At 47.1% G+C, this 23508-nt stretch carries 15 protein-coding genes; 3 read left to right on the forward strand and 12 right to left on the reverse strand.

Translation table 11 applies throughout. From position 1 onward, the window contains the following. Positions 1-10 precede the first annotated feature (10 nt). A complete protein-coding gene (locus AC1DOV_RS25335) occupies positions 11-103 on the forward strand; it encodes an IS3 family transposase (RefSeq protein WP_477510785.1) in 93 nt (30 codons plus the stop codon). A gap of 72 nt (positions 104-175) precedes the next feature. Here AC1DOV_RS25335 and AC1DOV_RS25340 read toward each other — a convergent pair whose 3' ends face one another. Beyond that, complete coding sequence (locus tag AC1DOV_RS25340; protein ID WP_477551323.1) at positions 176-1114, reverse strand: VanW family protein; 939 nt, start codon at positions 1112-1114, stop codon at positions 176-178. A 144-nt stretch (positions 1115-1258) separates the two neighbouring features. Between AC1DOV_RS25340 and AC1DOV_RS25345 the strand changes: the two genes are divergently transcribed. Continuing rightward, positions 1259-2428, forward strand: coding sequence for a hypothetical protein (locus AC1DOV_RS25345; protein ID WP_477551324.1), 1170 nt, complete (start codon positions 1259-1261; stop codon positions 2426-2428). A gap of 73 nt (positions 2429-2501) precedes the next feature. Here the strand turns inward: AC1DOV_RS25345 and AC1DOV_RS25350 are convergent, their stop codons facing one another. Beyond that, positions 2502-9389 carry a rhamnogalacturonan lyase family protein gene (locus tag AC1DOV_RS25350; RefSeq protein ID WP_477551325.1) on the reverse strand — a complete coding sequence of 2296 codons (6888 nt, stop codon included), beginning with the start codon at positions 9387-9389 and terminating at the stop codon, positions 2502-2504. Positions 9390-10095: 706 nt separating this feature from the next. On the opposite strand from AC1DOV_RS25350, the gene AC1DOV_RS25355 reads away from it, so the two are divergent. Beyond that, a complete protein-coding gene (locus AC1DOV_RS25355) occupies positions 10096-10452 on the forward strand; it encodes a helix-turn-helix domain-containing protein (RefSeq protein ID WP_441884881.1) in 357 nt (118 codons plus the stop codon). Between the two features lie 55 nt (positions 10453-10507). Here AC1DOV_RS25355 and AC1DOV_RS25360 read toward each other — a convergent pair whose 3' ends face one another. The 10 genes from AC1DOV_RS25360 to AC1DOV_RS25405 all read right to left on the reverse strand — a co-directional run bounded on the left by AC1DOV_RS25360 (position 10508) and on the right by AC1DOV_RS25405 (position 23508). Next, entirely contained in the window at positions 10508-11371 is an 864-nt protein-coding gene (locus tag AC1DOV_RS25360) for a hypothetical protein (RefSeq protein ID WP_477551326.1), read from the reverse strand. 85 nt (positions 11372-11456) lie between these two features. Continuing rightward, a complete protein-coding gene (locus AC1DOV_RS25365; protein WP_477551327.1) occupies positions 11457-14699 on the reverse strand; it encodes a hypothetical protein in 3243 nt (1080 codons plus the stop codon). A gap of 28 nt (positions 14700-14727) precedes the next feature. Further along, positions 14728-16068, reverse strand: coding sequence for a UDP-glucose dehydrogenase family protein (locus AC1DOV_RS25370; RefSeq protein WP_441884887.1), 1341 nt, complete (start codon positions 16066-16068; stop codon positions 14728-14730). Between the two features lie 29 nt (positions 16069-16097). Further along, positions 16098-17465 carry a sugar phosphate nucleotidyltransferase gene (locus AC1DOV_RS25375; RefSeq protein ID WP_477551328.1) on the reverse strand — a complete coding sequence of 456 codons (1368 nt, stop codon included), beginning with the start codon at positions 17463-17465 and terminating at the stop codon, positions 16098-16100. Between the two features lie 73 nt (positions 17466-17538). Next, positions 17539-18492 carry a polysaccharide pyruvyl transferase family protein gene (locus AC1DOV_RS25380; RefSeq protein ID WP_477551329.1) on the reverse strand — a complete coding sequence of 318 codons (954 nt, stop codon included), beginning with the start codon at positions 18490-18492 and terminating at the stop codon, positions 17539-17541. 1 nt (position 18493) lies between these two features. Then, entirely contained in the window at positions 18494-19846 is a 1353-nt protein-coding gene (locus AC1DOV_RS25385; protein WP_339204772.1) for a lipopolysaccharide biosynthesis protein, read from the reverse strand. A gap of 9 nt (positions 19847-19855) precedes the next feature. Next, complete coding sequence (locus AC1DOV_RS25390; protein ID WP_441884894.1) at positions 19856-20755, reverse strand: glycosyltransferase; 900 nt, start codon at positions 20753-20755, stop codon at positions 19856-19858. Positions 20756-20758: 3 nt separating this feature from the next. Continuing rightward, positions 20759-21790: a glycosyltransferase family 4 protein gene (locus tag AC1DOV_RS25395; protein WP_430059508.1), complete on the reverse strand. Its 1032-nt coding sequence runs from the start codon at positions 21788-21790 to the stop codon at positions 20759-20761. Between the two features lie 15 nt (positions 21791-21805). Further along, complete coding sequence (locus tag AC1DOV_RS25400) at positions 21806-22378, reverse strand: DapH/DapD/GlmU-related protein (RefSeq protein WP_477551330.1); 573 nt, start codon at positions 22376-22378, stop codon at positions 21806-21808. After that, the gene (locus tag AC1DOV_RS25405; RefSeq protein WP_441908583.1) at positions 22375-23508 is read right to left on the reverse strand and encodes a glycosyltransferase; all 1134 of its coding nucleotides are present in this window, start codon (positions 23506-23508) and stop codon (positions 22375-22377) included. The genes AC1DOV_RS25400 and AC1DOV_RS25405 overlap by 4 nt, the downstream gene beginning before the upstream one ends.

Genomic DNA, 23508 nt, shown 5'->3' on the forward strand with positions numbered 1-23508 from the left:
TGAACGGGACATTGAAGCCTACATTCACTTTTACAATTACGAACGATTACAGGCGAAACTAAACGGCCTCAGTCCAATGGAGTTTAGGACTAAGGCCGTTTAACAGGTTTTATTATTTGTAATGTCTACTTGACGGGGTGCAGTTCATTCATTCGGCAGTCTCTATTCTAATCGTTTATTTTTTTGGCTCCGAACCGCCAGCATCCATCTCCAGCTTGATTTCCTCAGGCAATTTTCTCGAAGCGCTGGGCACTTGTCTCGTTTTTGCATTAACGTCTTCCGAAGAGCAAATAACGATGCTAACCTGCCCTCCCTGCGCATAAGCACGAATGAGTATAGGCTGATCATATTTATTTTGAAACACAAAGTCCGGCCCATACCAGCTTACCGTCGCATCGCGTCCTGGCGGAACATATTTGACATGCCGGCTGTGTGAGTAGCGCTCAACAATTTTGAGTCCTGCCCGATCCACTGCATTAAAGAGGGTAGATGAAATTTGACAAATACCACCGCCGACGTCTTCCGAAACCTCTCCCCTCACAATGACTGGAGCACGCAAATACCCTTTTTCCCTTGTCCGCATGCCAACAACCTCATTAAAAGAAAACCGTTCATCCGGGAAAACGACATGGTTATTAATTGCTTTCGCAGCTAATTCAACATTATGAGAACGGTTTTTGTTGCGTGAGTTGTAGTATGTAGCATAGAGTCCAATTTTTTTGGTTTTGATGTTCGAGAGCAGCTCACTGTCTACTTTCGGATAAGTCGTTAGCATAGGAGCCTCAAGCTTTAATAATTCCCCTTCAAAAATAAAGCTGTAAAACAGCTCCTCGAACGCTTTCCGATTAAGCTTACTTCCTGTCTGCTCGGACATGATACTCCCCGCTCCATCAAGCGCTGCGTTAATAGGAGGCTTCTGCACTCGTTTATCAAGCTCATCCATAAATTTATCAAGCTTCTCTTGATTAACGAGCGGTATGCCAGTCATCGAATCGCTATACTGTGCACGTTTCATTTCCGAAATCGCATGGCCTTCATGCTCGATAACTAAAGATTCAGAATATGCTCCTTGCTGGAACAAAAACAATATGGCCAGAATCCACGGCAATCCCATTGTCGTTAATCACCCCTATACGGTAGTATCCGTGCTAGTATGAATCATTTTAGGCAGAAGCATGCATACGCGGTGACCACATAATTAACGGGACATTGGCTGAATATAAAGATAACTACAATTGTGATTGGAGGAGGACAACTTATGACCCGGACCTGGAGAAAAGCAGCTGTTGTTATATTCGTTCTTATATCGCTGTTAACCTTACAAACCAACGATGCCGCTGCACAGACGATGATGTTGAAGCCCAAAAAATCAAATGAGCAGCAGCAGCAACATATAATGATTATGACTGTCCGCTCTGGTCAACACTCCTCATTTATGAGCGAGCTGCAAATCGAAAGCCAAGAAATGAATGCCGCTTTGCGTCAATCCAAGCATGTTCCTGAAGCTGAAATAGACTATTACTCCGATATAGACATCGCGTTAAAGTCTGCTGAAACGGTACATTATCGCTTGGATCGCTCTGGACAGCTCTGGAACGAAGCAAAAGCAGAAAAAATAATTTTGCCTGACAAGCTGGCTAAGAAGCTGGTTCGGTTAGCCGAAGGGTTGCGGACACAGCATTACGGGAAATTGTTGACATGGCAGCAAGCAACGGAGCTTTTGCCTAAAAAAAGCATGTTTTCTGTGACGGAGCTGGAAACGGGATTAACCTTCCATGTACAACGGCGCGCAGGCAGCGATCATGCAGATGTTCAGCCGTTAACGAAAGAAGATTCCCGTGTTATGAAGCAAATTTATAATGACAAATGGAGCTGGAAAAGAAAGGCCATACTCGTCCACTCCGGCGACACCTGGATCGCTGCTTCTATGAATGGCATGCCGCATGGCGGTGACGGCATTCCAGAGAACGGCTTCTCTGGACACTTTTGCATTCATTTTCTAGGCAGCTCCACCCATAAATCAGACACTCCAGACCCCGCGCACCAAATGATGGTACATAAGGCTGCTGGTCAAATCAAACCTTATTTCGAATCTGTTCAGCCGAGCGTTCTGGCTAGAAGCTTCGTAGAAGCGATGTATCATCAAGACCATGAGTTGTTGCTTCCGCTCGCCAAAGAAATGCCTAAGGAAAAGCTCGCTTCCATCTTACATGTTATGGAGTCACTCGTTTCCATACGAGAGCAAATCCCGCCAAAGTCCAAAGGCCAGATCCACACCGATGAGCTTGGTGATGCTTTAACGACCGAAATAAGATTGCCTGTATCCATCCATCAGCTGAATAAGCCTCGCCGAAGCAGCGTCTATACCTTTATGTTCAAACGAGAAACCGCTAAGTCCCCATGGCATATTCAAGATATTATTGAATAAAAAATCCCTATAGCTGCGGAATCCGAATCACTCGGCTTTCCTTCGCTATAGGGATCTGCTCAGTTGACGTATTTTATTCGAGCATGCTCATCATCGAATAAATGACTTTTGCTGCTTGTGCTCTTGTACTCCATCCATTTGGCATAAATGTATTACCCGTCATGCCGTTCAGAATGCCTGTCGACTGCATTTCCTGAACAGCCTTGACTGCATAATCGGCAATCTCCTCCTGATCGGTGAAAGCAATTCCGCCTCCACTCACAAGCTTCAAGCCAGCTACCTCAGCTGCACGGTAGGCCATAACGGCCATATCCTGCCGTGAGATAAGCTCGTTGACGCCAAAGGTTCCGTCAGACTTGCCTTTTATTATGCCAAGCTTCTCAGCTGCGGCAATTGAGCTGGCGTACCATGCGCCTGCTTTCACGTCGCTAAAGCTGCTTACTCCTTCGCTGTCTTCTAGCTCTACTGCTAGCATCAGCATTTTCACAAATGCTCCTCGTGTCACCTCGCTATTTGGCTGAAAGCTGCCATCTCCATAGCCATTAACAATGCTGCGCGCTGCCAATGCTTCAATCGGATCGATTGCCCATAAAGCTTGATTCAGATCCGTGAATGCAGATGCTGCGTATAGGCTAGAATAATAGCTGAAATGATTCGTTTTGAAGGTGATCATCCCTGTTTTTGCATCATACTTTCCATTGCGAACGATTTCGAATTTGCCATCGTCTGCGATATAATAAACGACCACATTGCCCGGCTTCTCACCTGGCTTAAGCACATAAGGAACACTTATCTCAAGTGTATGCTTGCCGCCCGCGAATTCACTTATTTTCTTATCGCCTACATATAGATTGAAATCATAGACGGTTCCATCGCCAACTTTCTCTCGAATAGCCTCGGAGAGTCCAGAAGTATCCATCCTATCGATTGATAGTTTTAGCGTTTCTGTACCTGCGCCAAGCGCACCCTTAAGTGCTTTGTTCGAAAGGGTTACTTTTGCCGAGCCCGTATCAATTGTTAAAGATAATTCATCCTTCGTATTCAAGCCCGCAAACGCTCCGCCATGAATGCTGATCTCTACTGATTTGGCAGACCCTACCGCATTCACCTTAATGGTGAGCGATTTCGCTGCTGCTTCGATCACTTTTTGGAGATCCGCAGCTTCTACCACCGCTGTCGCTTTTCCGTTCACTGTCACTGCTTCAACCGTTACTTGATTGCCAGCAGGTGCTGGAGTTGGCGCTGTTCCACCCGACGATGAATCCGGTGTTGGACTTGGAGTTGGTGTTGGTGTCGGTGTTGGACTTGGTGAAACGACTGGATCTGCAAGCAGGGTAATTTTTTTCTCCCCTTTTACACCCGATCCATCCGCAGCCGTCGCTACGACGGTTACCTTTCCTTCCGCTGTCGCATGAAGCAGGCCATCTGTTCCGATTGCTGCCAGAGCAGTAGTGCTGCCATCCTCATCCACAACTGACCAAACAACATTTTTGTTAACCGCAGTATCCATATGAACCTCTGCATTCATCTGGAGCGTGCTGCCCACCTTAACAGAATCGGCTTGCCCTGCCGCTGTTACCGTTATCGAGGTAACTAGCGCTTGAATATATTGAATATTTGGAGCTGCTGGCATCGCCATTCCGTCTCCTAAATAGAAGCTTGGATGCGGAGGCTGGTTATAAGCAACATTTTGCCAAGCTACTCCTAAACGATAGTTCGGATCATGCATCAGCGTGCGAATGCGATATTCGGTTTCATCCACAGTAGAGTAGATTCTAAATTCGCTGCTGTCTTCTGAACGCCACATGATCTCCTCACGCCAGTCGCCGAACAAATCAGCCTGCAAGCTAGAGTTCGCTTTCGTCGAGTTATTTGTAGAGGAGCCAACTGCGGTCAATAAATTAACCGTTTTTGCATTCATATAATCCCATTTATCGATGCGATTATAATCCTGCAGCTCGCGCAGCAGATCGCCATCCCACCAAACGCCAAAGTTTGTCGAGCTTGGGATGCTCGTCGTTATTTTCTCGCCTTTGGCGCTGTACAATCCTGTAACCGGGATATGCTCGCTACTTACAATATTGGCGCTCCACATCTCTTCACCCAAATATCTTGGATCGAGATCCGCTGACATCCCGCGGCCCGTATCTACGCCGGTATGAATCCCCCAAATAATTTCGCCTGTACGCGCATCCTTCAAATCCATCCCGTATGGGGAGTCGCTATGCTCTTGTACAGCGAATATTTCCAGTCCCGGACGTTCAGGGTCAAGGTCGCCAAAGTGCATCGCATCACCGTGACCAAGTCCCGTATTGTAGAGCGGCTTGCCATCGTCATCAATACCCATCGCGCCAAAATGAATTTCGTCTTTGCCGTCGCCGTCCGAATCGCCTATCGATAAATTGTGATTCCCTTGGCCTGCAAAGGAGCCGTTCCCTTCATCGTTAGAGTCAAATACCCACCGCTTCGTCAGCTGACCATTGCGATAGTCATAAGCAGCAAGCACCGTACGTGTGTAATACCCTCTGCTAAAAACCAAGCTTGGCTTCTCGCCGTCAAGATAAGCGACCGCTGCTAGAAAACGGTCTACCCGATTGCCATAAGCATCTCCCCACGCTGTAACATCACCGCGAGGCGGATCATACTCTGTTGTGGCAAGTGCTTTTCCAGTTGAACCCTCGAATATGGTTAAATATTCATTACCTAGCAAAACATATCCGGTACTGTTGCGATAATCCTTGCTAGGATCACCGATGGCTTTTCCCGTTCCGTCAATCGTGCCATCTGCTGTCTTGAACGTTACTTCCGCACGTCCATCACCGTCCAAGTCATAAACCATAAACTGCGTATAATGCGCTCCTGCTCGAATATTTGGTCCGAGATTAATGCGCCATAGCCGCGTGCCGTCAAGCTTATAAGCGTCCATATACACAATGCCCGTATAACCGGCTTGGGAATTGTCTTTGCTGTTGGATGGCGACCATAACATGACAATCTCATATTTACCGTCACCGTCGAGATCCCCTACGCTAGCGTCACCCGCTGCATACGTGTACGGCTGTCCGTCCTTCGTATAATCATCGGCTGGCTTCTGCAGCGGCACTGATTTGTACTGCTTTTGCCAAACGCCGAAGCTGCTGGTCGCCGCCTGCTCAACACCGCTCAGCACTGATGTAATATGGTACGAGGATGTGTCTGTACCCGCAGCATCCACATAGTTCGTGCTCTTCGTGATTAGCTCATCGTTAAGCTTGACGCCGTCACGATAAACATTGAAGCCGATTGACTCTGGATCAAGTCCTAACATACGCCATCCCAAATAGTTGCCGTTCTCCGTCTTAATGGCGACAGGCGAACGATCCAGATACTCCATTGCACGAACAAGCGTTGTAATTGCCTGCGTCTCCAAAGCACCCGACAGCTCAGAAATGCCGCCCTCATTGACAGAGGCCACTTTATAGTAATAAGGAATCGTCGTCAAAACGGTGTTGTCGGTATAAGCTGCCGTAGATGACTTTCCAATCAACGTATAAGGGCCATTCGCTTCTTTGGCGCGATACACATTGTACATTCTTGCCTGTGGAACGGCATCCCAAGTGAAGCTGATATCGTTTTTGTGAATGGAAGCAAGCGCAAGGCCAGATGGAATCGCTGCTTTCTCCACATTCGGATCAATCATGGACACCTGTAGGAAATTAGATGTCACCGACTCAAATCCGGTATTGTCTATTGCCGACACCGAATATACGTACTCAAGGCCAACATCCGCGCTTGTATCAATAAACGTTGGTTGCGTCGTCACGCCTAGCAGCTCAGCGCTGCTTGCGACAGTAGCCTTGCGATAAACATGATATTTTACAGCATCTGCTACTCCCGTCCATGAAAGCTCCGCCTTAATAGGATTGCTGCTCAAATCAAGATCGTTTAGCTCTAGCTTCGTAGGCGCTAGAAGCAGCGGCGTTATTTCAACCCCATTCAAATGAGCAGTCTGACCGCTGAGGATCATGTTCAGCTGCCCGTCCTTAACGGCAATCATGTTGAACACTCGTTCAGCAATATTTTCCTTGCCTGAGGAAACCGTGCCGAAATCCTTGCCTTCGATATTAATATTCGTTTTCGTTGATCCGATCCAATCCCCTGTATAGGTTTTGACCGAATAATAACCGTTTGGCAGGTCCACTTTGAATTCATAGCTTTTGCCAAAATAAGCAACAAAGTCTCGTCTGAGCGCATCTGTACCCGCTCCGCGGTCTCGATCTATCATCCCTGTGCTATCTGTTATGCCATACCCGCGTTCAGCAGTGTAAATCGTATTGCGAGTAACCTCGGTATAACCGGCCTCAACTACACCGCCAATCGTTCCGAAATCATATTTGTACAAAGCCGATTTCGTTTGAATAAAAATAGGATCGGATGGCGCAGATTCCCCTTTGCCATTCACTGCTGTCACATATACATGATAGCTGTTCCCTTCCACAAGGCCGCCCATATTCAGCGTTGGAAGTGTAGAGGTACCGATCATCGCATACGCACTATCCGGCTCTGAGGAAAGCTTGCGATAGATTTTGTAAATATCAGCCGTTGCTGTTTTGTCCCATTTGAGCAATGCTCCTGCATTGCTTATGCTTCCAGCGATAAGGCTAGTCGGCTTAGCTGGCACGTTTGCTGGCAATTCAATTTCTTTTACGGATTGAGCCAGAGGCAAATCCAGCTGCTTGATCGCTGCCGAAAGCATACGCGCGAGCTGAATGGCGCCATATTCTTGGAAATGCGTATCATCAGCGGAGCCATTCAGGAATGCTCCGTATACACCAGCTGGCGTATGAAGGAACACGGATAACGTTGCTGCTGGACCGATTGAATCGTAATACGCAATACTCAGCGCGCTCAAATCGACCACGTTAACGTCAAGCTCCTGCCCCACTTCCTTCATCGCTTGCACGTATTCTGGGAAGCTGACGTTAAACTTTCCAGTTTCGGCGTTGAAGCTGCGCCTGCCCATCGGCGTCACAAGAATTGGCGTTGCTCCGCGCTGCTTCGCGCCGTTTACATACGTTTTCAAATAGTTTTTGTAATCAGCTGGAGATGCATAACGATCCGGAACGCTAATCGTTGCATCATTATGACCAAATTGCACGAGGAAATAATCGCCCGGCTTTATAGCTCTCAGCACCTCATCCAAGCGGCCTTCGGATATAAAGTTTTTGGTGCTACGACCGCCGATCGCATGATTTTTGAAAATAACATTTTCAGAGAAAAAACTTGGAATCATTTGTCCCCAGCCCGCTTGTGGAAGCCAGTACGGATCGTATGTTTGTACTGTAGAATCACCTGCTAGATAAATAGTAGGCAGCTCGCCTGGTGTACGCTCCGCCTTTTTCATAATGACGAGCGCGTTGATTTTTGGAGCAGTACCCGTAAACTCGAAGTTCAGCTGCCCGTCTACCAGCGCAATATCGAAGCTCATTTCAAGAAATTGACCTGCTGGCCTAACCGCATTGCCGTCCAGTCGTTTTACCTTTTCCATGTTCTCGACCGTAATTGAAATATCTGTTACGTCATTCAGATCCCCTGCAATAAGAGACACGGTGTAATCTGCATTCGGCAGATCCACAATGAAGGATGTGTCCTTTACGATGCTGAAGTCCGAGCGCAGCGCATCCGCTGTGCCGCGGTCGACGAAGCTTACCTTTGCCGGATCACCAAACCCGTATTTTCGCTCCGCGGAATAAGCAGCAGCAGAGGAAACGGAAACATAACCATCGGCTGCCCAACCTTTTCCAAAATCAAAACGTTTTACATCTCCATCCGGCAAGACAACCGGCGGCACATACACGGTGCTTGCCGCGTAAGCCGAGAAGTCGGACAAGACTTGTCCATTCCGTGCTTTTATTTTGTAATATTGCACGATAGCGGTATTCGCTGTTTGATCGATATACGACGATGCTGCTGATTGGCCAATCTCAGCATACGTCCCATCCACTGCATCCGAACGATATACGACATAGTCCGCCGCTCCAACAGAAGCGCCCCAAGCAAGCCGAGTAGAGGCGGCATTCACTTCGGTAACTGCTAGATTGGTGGGAAAAACAGGAGACTGCGGCATCGGAATCAAGGCAGCCTCGCTAGCTGTACTTAAAGGCGACTGCTGGCCAAAGGCATTGACTGACGAAACATAATACGTATAGCTGTCCCCAACACTTACATTAGCATCGGAATAGCTCGTTTCTTTGATTTGCTCAGCAATTGGCTCACTTGGCTCACTGCCGCCAGTCGTACGGTATACATGGTAGTAAACTGCATCCGTGACAGCTGTCCATTTCATTGAAACTCCGCTTGCGCTTATACTCGTCAGCATGAGTCCTTCTGGCGCAGAAGGAAGTACTTGCTCGATAATAACAGCGTTCAATACACTGAATGTTCCATCGCCTGTCAGTTGAATATTTAGTTGTCCATCTGCGACTGAAGCATGATAAACCTTGCTCTCTACAGCTCTGCGAGAGTTGATAGATTCCCCGGCTACATCCTCAATCGTTACCTTCGTTTTGTAGGTAGAAGTCGTTTGAAGAAGATCACCGGAATAAAGCGTGACCTTATAGTTGCCATTAGGTATGTCCGCTTTGAATACAAAAGGAACATTTGTTCCTCCCAAAACAAAATCATTAATTACGTTATCCGGTGATTCTGCCCCTCGAAAACGAGAAGCAAGATTCATATCCAAACCATAGCCCTTCTCAGGTGTATAAAGCGTCGTTCCAGTAATTCCGATATAACCATCCGCAACAGGACCGCCTGTACTTCCAGCAGGTGCTGGCGCTGAACCAAAATCAAACTTCCACATCTGCGGCTGTGCAGTTTGCGCGGCCTCTGCTTGCTCATTTGTAAATCCAGCAAAAACCGTGCAGAAAACCATAACTACTGCCAACACTAACGACATGCTCCGTTTCAATCGCTTACTCATTCAGCGTTTGTTCCCCTTTCATAAATGGGCTAAAATAAGCTGTAAACGTTTCTAGCAATCACGCAAAATTTTTGGCAAGAAATATTTACCTCTTAATAGTACTCTTATAAAGAATGCGCTTTCATTAGAAAAAACCATAATGATTGTTCAAATATCCGTGTATTTAGGCAGCTTTTGCAAAAACGACAGACTTCGGCGGCGGCATACTGGGCTGTTGATTAGTGAAGGTGACTGTAAGCAAGCCGGTGTTCTAAAAGCCTTAAAGTTATGTTAGTTTGGTAGCTGTAGGTACATATATACGCTTATAGTGTTAGGTGGGCCGTTGGAGTGGGGATTTATGGTGGCTATTAGAACGTATATGTTCTTAGAGCCTTGAAGTATCATGAGTTTGGCGGCTGTAAGCACATATATGTGCTTATGGAGTAAAACCAGCGTTGAAATAGTGATCTAAATTGGCTGTTAGCACGTATATGTTCTTAGAGCCTTGAAGTATCATGAGTTTGGTGGTTATAAGCACATAGATGTGCTTATGGAGTCAATTCGCAGTCGGAGAGGGACTTTTGGCGGCTGTAAGGTTGCTTACAACAAGCTAGTGTTCTGATTTGTACATGCAATTGGAAAACATGATATAATTATGTGTGCATTTACCTTGCAAGCAATATGATCATTTAAAATAGACATTGTGACGTTGGAGAGGGGGATATTGATGTTTGCGAAGCGCCTTAAACAGCTGCGTAAATCGAGGAAATTAACGATGCAGGAAGTTGCTGATTATTTAGGAGTTGCGAAAAGCACCTATGCAGGCTATGAATCCGGCTATCGACAGCCGACTCTTGAATCCATTCAAACCATTTCACGCAAGCTGCGCACTTCCGCTGATTATCTTCTTGGGCTTACTGATTATCCTGAGCCGCCAATCGAGCTCAATCATAATGCGAAGGAATATTTGAATTATGATCAGCTGCACTGGGATGGGGTTCCTTTGGAAAAGGACGATCTGGATTTAATTCGCAACTTGCTCGAACGTGTACTCCGCGATCGCACCTTGCCAAAGGATGGATGATCTATCCACTATATCTATATTTGATTAAAATAAGGAACTCCAAACGTTCTTAGCTTCAGCCGCCCATCAATTGCAGCAGCTTCGCCTCGAATTGCCCTTGAAGCTGCAGCATGAGATCGCTGAACGTTTGCTCCCACTTATCCGTAATTTCTGCCTCTACATTATCCTTTTCTGCTTGTGCAATAATTCCCTGCATTTTCGTACTGCATGTCGCTTCCACCTTCGAAAGCCCGTCCATCCATTTCTGGCTTAACTCCTGAAACGCGTAAGGGTCAGACATATCCAATTGCGCAATACTTGTTTCCGCTCCTGCCAATATATCATTCATATCCTGCGTACACTTAGCTTGAATCTGGACAATCTGCTGCTCATACTTTTCCGTTGACGTAATTGGAGCTTCCGTTTCCGGCACATTTGGCTGATCAGGCGAAGGCGTTGGCTTTGGTTTTGTCGTTGGCGTTGACGTTGAACCATCATTCGGCTTCGTCTCCGTCCCTTTGTTCGGTTTAGTTGTACTTGATGGCTTCGTCGTCTGAACGGGCAAAGGATTTTCATTTTCCCCAGCCGGCTTATCCGCCTCTTTCTCCGGCAGTACAGCTTCCCCTCCACTTCCAGCAGGCTTACCTGCCACCTGTTCCACTGGTTTGCCGGTTTTGTCAGTTGTTGGCGGTACGCCATCTACAGTTGGACTCGTTTTCTCAGGAGCAGTCCCATACAGTTCTTCCTCACTCAGCTGTGCTTGCTCGTTTAATGCTGCGCCATTCGCATTCACAATAAGTGATTGTTGTGAGGATTCATTCCAATAGAGACCGCCCCACACAAATAATAGAATAAGCGTTAACGAGCCTAAAATAATATTAATCGTATCCGGCTTCTGAAGCCGCGGACGCCGTTTCTTCCTAGCATGATGCTTGCTCATATTATGCTCATACCACCTTCCGTTTTGAATAGAAAGCAGCCAGTCTCCTTTCTCTTAGACGAGAAGGAAGACTGGCTGCTTTTTGTTAAGATCGCATGATTTCCGTAATAATAGTAGTAAGCAATTTGTTGACCTTGCTTTTCGTTTCGTTTATCGCCTTATTTTTCAGCGCGTTCGTTGTTTTTACTTTATTGATCTCATCAACAGCTACATTTCTAGCCTGTACAACATCCATGATCAGTTGTGCCTTCTGCTCATCATTGGTCGCTGCTTTCAGCTTTTTCTTAACCTCGTTCAGCTTGCTATCCAATTCTTCAGCTATTCTCTTAAACTCTGCCTTAGGATCAATTTCCACATCTTCATTAACTAGCGTCACCTCTTGCTGGAAAATCACTTTAGCAGAGCCGCCGTATGGATTCACTAACGTCGCTTGAATAACAGCCGTACCATTAGCAACCTTTTTCGGAATCGTTACTTTCCCTCGCGAATCGACCGTGACATCTTTGCTTCCCGATACTTTCTTCCATTTCAAGAACGAGGATGGCAAAACAGTGCCCAGCAGCTTCAAGCTGTATTCATGCTGCCTTCCGCTATCCGTAATCTTCACCGCCGAAATAACTTCTGAACGGATATAAGCAACTGTTAATGCGTTAAGGGCCCGCTCATCATATTTCAGCTTTAGTTGGAATTTAAAAACAGATAGTCGTACATCAGCCGATTTAACACCTAAGTTGTTCAGCGCCTCGCTTAATGCATAATCATCCTTTTTGGATAAAATTTCACCCATGGCTTCCATAATAACCGCATTTATTTTTTCCTTGTTGCCGAGCAGCTGAGCGATCTCCTGCGGCTTCATATCCGAGATAATTTTGCGAACGGTCCCTTCAACACCCGGACGGTCAGCTCCATCACCGAACAACAGAACGAGGAAATCATCCATGCTGAGGCTTGTTACCCCGCCTGCTGCGGCAATCGTCTTCAGTGCAGCACGGAATTCTGGATTCGTTCGAATCGCTTCAAGTCCCTTCGCTTCTGGATCATATTGCAGGGAGCCTACAGACTGAATAATCTGGAACACAGTCTTCTTCAGCTCCGCTTGGTTAACCGATGCGGGAAGCTTAGGAGCAATTTTGACCCAGACAGGATCAATAAGTGATTGATCCTTGGCAAAATCAAGCTTGGCGATCTCATCGCGCAAATTGCGTACATCCTGCACATCCGAAGGATCTCCAGCAAGCAGTGCCGCGTGAAGCTTATTCATTCTCTCAAGGAATTCTTCTGCCGGGAAGTGTTCTCCCTCTCCATTTGTAGCTGTTAACGTAACCTCTTTCTCAAATATAACTTTAGCTTGTCCACCATATGGGTTAATCAATGTGGCTTGAACAACCGCCGATCCGCTGGCAACGCCTCGCGGAAGCGTAACCGTACCGCCAGTAGATACTTTCACATCTTTGCTTCCAGATACTTTGCTCCACCGCAGCGCAAGCGGCGGAACATCCACGCCGAACACCTTCAAGCTGAATTTTTGCTCACGGCCATCTTCACTGACTTTAACAGCCTCGACAGCTTCAGAGCGCATATGAGCGATAATTAGCGCTTGAATTGCTGGCTCATCCATCTTCAATCGAGCTTGGAAGTTAAGCATGGTTGCAGCAGATTCCTCCGCCGTTACACCCAACTGGCTTAAAACGGAGCTGAACTTATAATTGCCGGTTTCACTTAGCAGCTCCTCTGTCTTCTGGAGCAGCAGTGTGGAAATCGCTTGCTTATCTCCAATCAACTGCAGCAGCTGAGTCGGTGACAGGCTGGCAAGCTTCTGCCTTATCGCGCCATCTACACCTGGGTTAACGCCACCATCGCCAAATAAAAACATGAGAATATCGTCTATGACAAAGCTAGTTTCGCCGCCTCCGGCTGCTCCAAGCTCAGCTAACACTGCACGATATTCAGGATTTTTGCGAATCTCCTCTAAACTTGCAGCCTGCGGGTCATATGGAATCAAGCTAATCTCCTTAACCATATTGAATAAAACAGCCTTCAGCTTTGCTTGGTCTGCTTCTGCGGGCAGCTTAGCTGCAATCTTCTTCCAAATCGGATCAATTAAATTGTGATCCTTAGCAAAGTCCAGCCCGGCAAGCTCATCACGCAAATTGCGAACAGCCCCAATATCTGCTGGATCTCCTGCTGCTAGAGCAGAATGCAGCTTATTCATCCGCGCAAGGAATGACTCTACAGGAAATTCGGTCTCATGCGAAATTGCAGCGTTTAAGGTTACCTCTTGCTCAAATATGACTTTCGCCGAGCCACCGTATGGATTAATCAGCTTAGCCTGAATAACAGCTGTGCCGGTTTTCGCAGCATCCGGTATAGTAACGACACCCGTAGGCAATACCTTTACATTAGAATCGCCGGATACCTTTGACCATTGCAGCACTTGTGGGAAAAGATATACGCCGAACACATTTAAGCTATACGAATGCACACGACCGGTGTAGTCTATTTTCACGCTTGATTTCACGCTTGATCGAATATACGCCACAGTCATCGCGCTGATCGCAGGCTCGTCCTTCTGAAGCTTCACCTGGAAGTTTTGTACGGTCGCTCTTACATCCTGCGGCGTCACGCCTAAATTTTTCAAAATAGAGCTGAACTTGTACTCCTTTGTCTCACCCATCAGCTTCTCCATCGCTTGAAGAAGAACCGTTACAATGCCCTGCTTATTGCCAAGCAGCAAAATCAGCTCCTCCGGAGACTTCTCCGCGATCAAGCTGCCAATCGTTCCTTCAACGCCTTTACGGCTGCTGCCATCGCCAAACATAAAGACAAGAAAGTCTTCCAATCGGATGTTTTCGTCACCGCCGGCAGCTGCAATCGTCTTTAACGTTGCACGAAACTCTGGATTCGTGCGAATAGCCTCCAAATCAGAGGCTTCAGGGTCGTAACGGAAGGAGCCTACAGCCTTGATCAACCGGAACAGGCTCGCTTTAAGTTCTGCTTTATCGGCAGACTCAGGAAGCTTCTCGCTAATTTTGGTCCAAATCGGATCGATCAGCTGCTGATTTGTTGCTTCATCCAAACCGGCAATTTCATCTCGCAAATTTTTAACCTCTTGCATGTCCTTCTTGTCCCCAGCTGCTAGTGCTGCATATAGAGCCTGCATACGCTCCAAAAACACGCTTGAAGGCAGCGCAGCTTCTGCGGCACTCGCCGCTTGAACAAATCCCAGCTTCTCGGTCAGCCCTTTCTGGCTGAGCGGTAATCCGCCTAGCGATGCTGTAAGCATAGAGATCGCCAGCGCGGATAAGGTTACTTTTTTTCGAAACGTCATTTCATTCACCTCTGGTCATTAGTTTGGTTTAAAATTGTAATACAGGTATTTGCTGCTTTACGCCTTGATTAAGGCTAGGGCGGCCTACGGAGTAATAAACAAATTCAGTACCAACCAAATGCTCCTCTTCGAAAACATTGCGGCCGTCAATCAGAATCGGACTTTTTAATACTTGTTGAAGCAGTCCAAGGTCAACATGCGAGAACTCCTCCCACTCTGTCAGCAAGCAAAGCGCATCCGCATCTTTTGCCGCTTCCATCGCGTCCTCGCACCATTCAACACCGCTAATTTCATATAAAGTGCGGAAGTTGTCAGTCGCAATAGGGTCATAAGCCTTGACCTTAACGCCGTTGTCCACCAAATGTTGAATAATTTCCGATGCTGGCGAATCGCGCACATCATCGGTATTCGGCTTAAATGCAAGCCCCCATACTGCAATCGTCTTGCCTGAAAGCTCACCTTGAAATATCGTCTCCAGCTTGCGAATGACGTTAAAGCGTTGATCCTGATTGACCTCTACTACCGAGCGCAGCAGCTTGAACTCATAATCAACATGTCCGGCAATTTGAATTAAGGCGCTTGTATCTTTAGGAAAACAAGAGCCCCCGTAGCCGATTCCCGCTTTTAGGAATGATGGGCCAATTCGCTTGTCATAACCCATTCCTTCAGCTACCTTCGTTACATCTGCGCCTACCTTCTCGCAAATATTAGCGATCTCATTGATAAATGATATTTTGGTAGCTAGAAATGCATTGGACGCATATTTAATCATTTCAGCGCTGCGAATATCTGTAATAACGATTTGTTCCGTTAAGGGAATATGAAGCAGCTTCATAATTTCTGCTGCGCTTTGTGAGCTGGCTCCAATAATAATGCGATCGGGATGCAGCGTATCTTGTATCGCCGAGCCCTCGCGCAAAAACTCTGGCAGCGAGATACTGTCAAACAACTCACTCGTGTGGGAGGAGATGACGGTTGCTAGACGTTCATTCGTTCCAACGGGTACGGTGCTTTTTACCGCTATGATTTTATAACCGTTCATCGCCTTAGCAATCTCTATGGCTGCTTGGTCAATGTAAGATAGATTAGCCTCGCCATTTGGCAACGGCGGTGTTCCTACCGCCAAAATGATAATGTCCGATTGCTGTACCGCGCTTCGCAAATCAGTCGTGAAGGTGAGCATTCCTGCTGCTCGGTTCGACGCTGCGAGCTCCTTGAGGCCTGGCTCATAGATCGGAATGCCGCCAGCGTTTAGTGTCTCAATTTTGCGCGGGTCCTTGTCTACGCAAATGACGCGATTGCCAAGCTCCGCATAACAAATGCCCGAGACGAGCCCCACATAGCCAGTTCCAATAACCGTGATGTTCATGCTATTCGCTCCTTCATTGAATGATTTATTTATACGGTGCATATTTGCATAATCTCATTCCAATCGAAGGCAAGCCGGACGATGTCCTCTTCTATAAGCTCCGTCCCTGTCTGAATTTCGATAATGTCCATTTCTGTTTCTGCGCGCAGGCTATGAAGGCTTTCTTTCGATATCGTTAGCACATCGCCTGATTTCACTTCAAAGCTTCGACCATTCAGCACCATGACGCCATGTCCGGCAACAATCGTCCATACCTCGTCTCTCAGCAGATGATATTGATAGCTTAAGTTCCGTCCTGGCGCAACGCATATTCGTTTAGTCAGCACTTCCTTGCCGTCGGGATATTTCAAATAATCAAGCACACGATAGCGGCCCCAACGACGCTCCTCATACATCGGACGCTGGTCGGAATGCTTCATGACCTCCTTGATCATAGGACTAGCCGCTTTGTCCGATACCAAAATTCCGTCCGGACTCGCCGCTACAATGACATTCGATACATTCAGCAGCGTAATCGGGATGTCGAGCTCATTAATGACATGCGTGTTCGTTGAATCTCCCGAAATAATCCCTTTTCCAATAAGCGGCGTTTCAATTTCCTCGGTCAAGGTGTTCCAAGTTCCAAGGTCTTTCCAATCGCCCTCATATGGCAATGCCACGATATGATTGGACTTTTCTACGATTTCATAGTCAAAGCTGTTTTTCGGCATCTTCCCGTATTGCTTCAGCATCTCGTCGTATTGAATCGGCAGTTCATTAGCAATCAGAATGTTAATGAGAAAATCAAGCTTGAATGCAAAAACCCCGCAGTTCCAAAGTGCAGCCTGCTCAATCATGGCTGCCGCTTCTTCTTCGCGGGGTTTTTCTCTAAAGCTGTTTACATTGACATAATGGTTCGCCTCAGCTGCAAGCTCAGGAACGATATAGCCGTATTTTTCCGAAGGATATGTTGGCTTCACGCCCATAAGCGCTAAATCTGCTCCCGATTCATTCAAAACCAGCTCAAGCACCTTCGTCTTATGGAAAAACGATTGCTCCACGTAGGGATCAACGGGCATGACAACGACTGTTTCATTCAAGCTTACGCCTTGCACCGAATATAAATAGGTTGCTGCGAGCGCGATAGCAGGGAAGGTATCCCTTCTTTCCGGCTCGACGATCACTTCAATCTCGCTTCCGAGCTGGCTGTGAATCATATCTACCTGCGGCTTGCTTGTTGCGATGTAAGCATGCTCGCGTAAACCCGCCTTCGTGATTTGTCCCCATACGCGCTGAACCATCGATTCACGCTCGCCGCTCTCGTCTTTTAGCACCTTCAAAAACTGCTTGGATCTCGATTCGTTCGACAACGGCCACAGCCGCTTGCCTGAGCCTCCGGATAGAAGAACAATCTTCATGTTGATTCCTCCTAATCGTTTTTATAATACGGTGATTCGATTCATACTTACTCTCTTCGATATGCCAAGATCATTATGCTTCGTTCTTCACCACCAGCTGCGCTGACTTGATCCCGCTGGTCCATGTATTGTAATAGTTCGAGTTTTTGCCATATGAGTTATCGAGCAGCGTATTAGGCTTGTCCATCAAGCAGGATAATATATGCCCGTGCAGCCTAGAGGTTTGCACGATGCGATAGCCGCTGAAGCGCTTGACCGCTTTGTCTACGAGATAGTCGGAGTACTTGCCCCATATCGCCTGCATCGGCAGAGGGACACCGCTTTTCGTCATCATTTGCCCGATCATCTTAATTGATTTTTTCTCGACGCGATTGTATAGGGAAGCCCAGTCCAAATAATCGCCACTCCCTGCCAGTTCAAAGCTCGCCTGCTCGCTTGTCTTCTCGATGTCGGTACGGAAGAAGCAGAGCAGCTCCTTGCCGGGGCTGCTTTTGGGCAAAATAGGCCACAGCTGATGTGCCATATCCGGCGATAAGTATACGCAGCATTTATCAAATTTTTGAGCTGCTATCCCATAGGACAGCGTATCCCGCACAAAAAGATGAACATCCTTATGCGCGTTAAAAATACGCGCCGTGCGATCATACTCCGCTTCCTTCTCGAAGAAAATCGTCTGCGGCAGCAGTACAATTCGGTGATTAGGATAATCCTTTACGATTTTCTCCCGCAGCTTCTGATGAACCGGGTACAAATCACCAAAGTTGCCTCCGCCTTGAAGCACGATAATTTGATCATTCGGAATGGTCAGCTTGTCTGGAAAATCAAGAACGCTATAACGCGCAGCCACGCGGATATGATTGTCTTTAAAAAACGCCTCTGCACCCTTCATAATGAGCAAATCGCCGCCATTGTTGTAAACGGGATAATCGATATAATAAATGCTTGAACCCGGTGGTATCACCTTTGTAATTCGGAGAAGCATTTTTTTGAGGCCCTCCATCGGATGTACCTGTGCTTCAACTTGCATATCAACGCGCTCCTTTACGTTGTTTTTTGTCTTTCAAACGCTCGATTAAAAAACGGAAATCATTTTTATCAAACAACATCCCTGATAGCTTTACTTGGAAAATAATTCTCATCGAAGCCAACGTCACTACTAAACGAATGACCGCGCCGATTAATAAAGCAAGTGCAATTCCATTTAGCCCATACAGGGGTGTAAACAGAAAAAACAATCCGATGGTTGCCGCTAAGGCAATAAGCTGGCGGACAAGCACCAGCCCTGGTCGGCCCATTGCATTAAACGAGGATGCCAAAATCCATGAGCCCCCGCCGAGAATGCATTCGAACGACAGCAGATAGAAGGCCCCGCTTGCTTCAAGGAACGGCGCTCCGAACAGGATGCCCATCAGATAACGCCCGATGAACATGCTCGGGATGACGACAATCGTCATCAGCAGCATCGATAACCGAAACGCCCTGCCTACCGTTGCGATGATGGCTGACTTCTCCATGCCGGTAACCTTCGGGAACACAACGTTCGTAATCGCCATCTGTACGACATTGAATACGCGGGACAGCGCATAAACGACCGTATACAACCCCAGTTCTCTAGCTGTCAGCATCGATAGAATGACAAGCTTGTCAAACTGTGTGTAAAGCGTGCCGAGAAGCTCCACTCCGAACACTTTGCTGCCATAGCCAAATAACGCTTTCGCTGCCAGCCGATTGCCGAGTCCCTTCAACCAGTTCATCTGAAGCGTTTCTCTTAAACTATAGAGTGACCATGAAACGACAAGCACGCTGGTTACGAGAAATACAAGCGAAGCATTATGCAGGCTTAAATCACCAATCGCCCATAACCCCAAGAGCCCAACCAAATTGCACAGCGGAACCAATAAGCGCACACCGTTATAAATGTTAAACTTGCCAGTGCTTTGCGCCAGCGCAGATATTAAATTGATAGCGAGCAGAATCGGCAGCATGAGTACCGTATACCATCTCGTAATTTGAATGATGTCAGCAGGATAGTTGCCAAGCCATACCGGCAGCCATACCCACGCGACCACGCCAATGATGATGCTGACCGGAATTTGAAATAGAAAACCCGCTCTTACAAAATCACTGCCGCTGCCTTTGTTTTGCTTCATATTATAAATAAGAGAGGTCGGCAGGCCGAAGCCAACAAGACCCGCGAGAAGCGTTGGCCAAAACAAAATGGCTGAAAATTCGCCCTTGCCAACAACGCCGAACATACGCGCCGTCACGATGGACGTCAGCGTGCTGATAACCATGACTAGCAGGTTCGTTGCACTCGTGCGCATAATCGTTTGAACGAGGCCGTTGCCTCTCCACGCTTTTGAAATAGCAAGCTGTGCCATAGCTTTCCGTCAACCCCTACCGTTATAGCGCAGAATGCCGACTAATGACCCGTTGCGATAACATATTTTCACGACTTGACTGATGAATTTCTTAAAATGAAAAATCGACAGCAAGGATGTTCCGATTGCCTGAATCATTCGGATCACATGTTTTACGATAGCAAAGAGGCTTCGATCCTGCCGCTTAACCGCATCGCTCACGCCTTGCCAGAAGATCCGCTTCAAAAACCATTTTTTTGTCGTTCTCTCCTTGGCAATTTTGTGTTGAACGGATCCATATGGCGTATAAAATACTTTGTAGCTTTCACGAATTCGTGCGATAAGCTCACTTTCCTCACTTGAGAGCAGGTTTGTGCCTACCCGCCCAAGATCCTCTCGGAACGGCTTATATTTATGAAAGACGCTTGCCCGAAACGCAACGTTTGCGCCATATGGAATGGACGGTGCAGGCATTTCCTTCACAACGTTTGCATAATCAAGAATCGTGAATACCGAGCGATGCTCCTCTGGAATCCAGTCCGGCTCAGCCGCTTCCCAGATCGGATCAATTTTGCCGCCTACACAGCCAATCGCCGGATCGCTTTCGAATACGTTCACAATATGCTGCACCCAGTCCCGCGAAGCCAACGCATCATCATCCAAAAATAAAATGAATTCACCGTTTGCTTCCTTAATCGCTCGATTGCGGGCTACCGACAAACCAAGCTTGTTCTCAAAAATATACCGAATGCTTGGACCATACCGATATGCAAGCTTGCCTACCACTTCAGCCGTATTGTCTGTTGATCTGTTGTCGATTACAACAATCTCGATTTGTTCCCGCTCAAAGCTTTGAGCGATTACGCTCTCTATTGCCTCTCCCGTATCCTTCGCCCGGTTATGGGTGCAGATGGCCACCGTTACCTTCATCCTTTATCCCCATCCTTGGTAAACATTTTTTATCCTCTGTGCGATCGCGCTCCAGTCGAGCTCCTTAAGCACTTCTTCGTACTTAGGCGTCTTATGCTCTCTCTTCACATTTAACGCGGCTTTCATTGCATTTTCGAGACCGTTATAATCGCTTGGGTTGTAGCTCACGACCATATCCTCCATAAAATACTCATCGATAAAATCATTGTCAGGCATGACGATCAGCTTCCTGAACGAGAGGCCAAGTATCGCAGAGCCGGAGGTCGTAATTTCCTTGTACGGCATCACCATCACATCAACGGCGCTAATCAAGTCAGCCACTGCTTCATTTGGAATGAAGCGCAGGTCCAAAATAATGTTTTCCTTATCCTCTACCCGCTTCAAATAGGATTCCATTTGCTTGTCCGCTTTGCCCGCAATGATCAGATAGGTATTTCGAGTTTTGAACGCATTAAACGCTTCAATTAAATCCTCGACACCCTTATACGCCTTGATTGCCCCTAAAAACAAATAAACATCAGCTTCTTCGCTGATGCCATAAGACGCTCTGAAGTTGAAGCCTGCAGGCTTATACACGCCAAGATAATGACCATGCTTTACAACAAAAAGCTTGCTAGCAGGCACTCCGAATTCCATCATAACCTTACGTTTGATCGACTCCGAAGCAACCAGCAGCTTGCTGCAAAATTTGCAAATGATCGTTCGCATGTAACGCTCCAGCCGCTTAAACTTCACCTGATGCGGATACAGGTTATGAATCGTCCAAACCAGCTGCACTTTTCGCAGCTTCAAATAAATCATCGTCATTATAAATATGATCGATTTCACCATGAACAACAGCAGATTATCATTCTGATAGGCATGATGCATCCAGTGAATATGGACGATGTCGCCAGCTTTCGCTTGCCCGACCTGAAGCGCTAGCTTGCCATGCTGCAAATCCTTCACTTCCATGCCTGCACTGCTGAGTGAATCGGTCAATAAATCATTGTAAAAGTTCAATTCGCTTGATTTTGGCCACATCCATACTTTCATCGCCGTACGCTCCCTTTAGTTATATCTGCGAACCCATTCCTTCGTAATCTGGAGCTCGCGAATAATCTTTGCGGGTGCACCGCCTGCCAGCACATTATCCGGAATATCCCGCGTGACGATGCTGCCTGCAGCAATGACTGAACCGCTGCCAATCGTTACGCCAGGCAAAATAACAGCTCCGCGTCCAATCCACACATTGTCCGAGATGACGATGTCCTTGCTGCCTGCTCGGTCTTCCATATCTACGGGGTGGAAGTTCGTATCGATAATGTTCACCATCGGACCGATAATCGTGTTGCTGCCAATTCGGATCGACTTCGTGCAGCCAATGTCGAGGCCATAATTAAAAAACACATTATCCCCTACCCAAAGCTCCGCCTGCTTCTCTACGGTAACCGAAGAAGGCAGCGGCTTCGCATGGAAAGAAACATTTTTCCCAACGATGAACCGCCCTTTGTTTCGCAAGGTCAGCTTTCCGGAAATACGGCCAAGCTTGCCAGCTGAACTCGCCTTGATTGGCAGTATGGCAGCCCCCTTCAATACAGCCAGGAGCTTGCCGAAGCTTAATCGATTATATACGGTGCTCATCTGACCATCCCGCCTGCCGCTTCCGATTTTAAGTTTGGCGCAAGCAGCTCACGATATGTCGACTCCACCTTCTTCGCAATGGAGCTCATATTAAAGTCGCTCATTACGCTTGCATAACCTTGGCTTGATAGTTCCTCATAATCAACTTCCCCATCGTAAACGCTTCTCATCGTCTGATACAGCTCTTCCACATCGCCGTCCTTCACGATGAAGCCGCCTCTCGTATGATGGATAATTTCTGGCGCTCCGCCCGAATCTGCAACGATAACTGGCGTTTCAACGAGCATCGATTCAATAATGACTCTGCCAAACGGCTCGTTAAGGGAGAAGTTTATCGTTAAATCACATTCCTTCATCACATCTAGCGGTTTTTTGCTGTAGCCATAGAAGACCACATGATGCTCCAAGCCGTAGGACAGCACCTTTTGGATCATGTCATTGTAATAGTCATCCGACCCGTCAACGGATGCATCGCCCACGATGAGCAGCTTCCAATTGTTCCGATTGCTATCGCTCAGTTTCTTCACTGCCTCGATCATGAGATGGTATCTTTTCCATTCCACAATCCGGCCGAACGTGCCGATGACGAGTGTATCATCCTCCATAAAGGCTCTGCTTTTTCTCGTCAAAGCAAGCTCTGGATCAACACCGTTATAAATGATCGTCTTGTTGCTGCCCTGAATCGAATTGGCTACAAAATGCGAAATGCATATTACCTGATCAAAAAATTTAGGCAGCACTTGGTTGAACATACGCAAATGGGTATAGTCGCGATGATGCCAGATCAGCTTTGACTTCGTCATAAACTTTAGCGGAGCTGTGTACCAAGGTGCGCGCCAGCCGTTGGCATGAACGATGTCGATGCGATTTTTACGAACAAAGGACTGAATCTTAAGCACCGTTTCGATATAACCTAAGCCTAGTTTTTTCTTAATGCTGCCCAGCTGCAGCGGAAAATGAACATAATCCGATCTTATTTCATTTAGATACGTCGCATCGCGAGGACTTAACAAGAAAATCCGATATTTTGACGTGTCCAAATAATTGATGAGATGGATCAGGCTTTGCTCAGCGCCGCCCTTCTTATCCGCGTGGGTAACAAACAACACATTCGTTTTACTTCGACTCAT

It is taken from the genome of Paenibacillus sp. 01T47, from assembly GCF_056398245.1.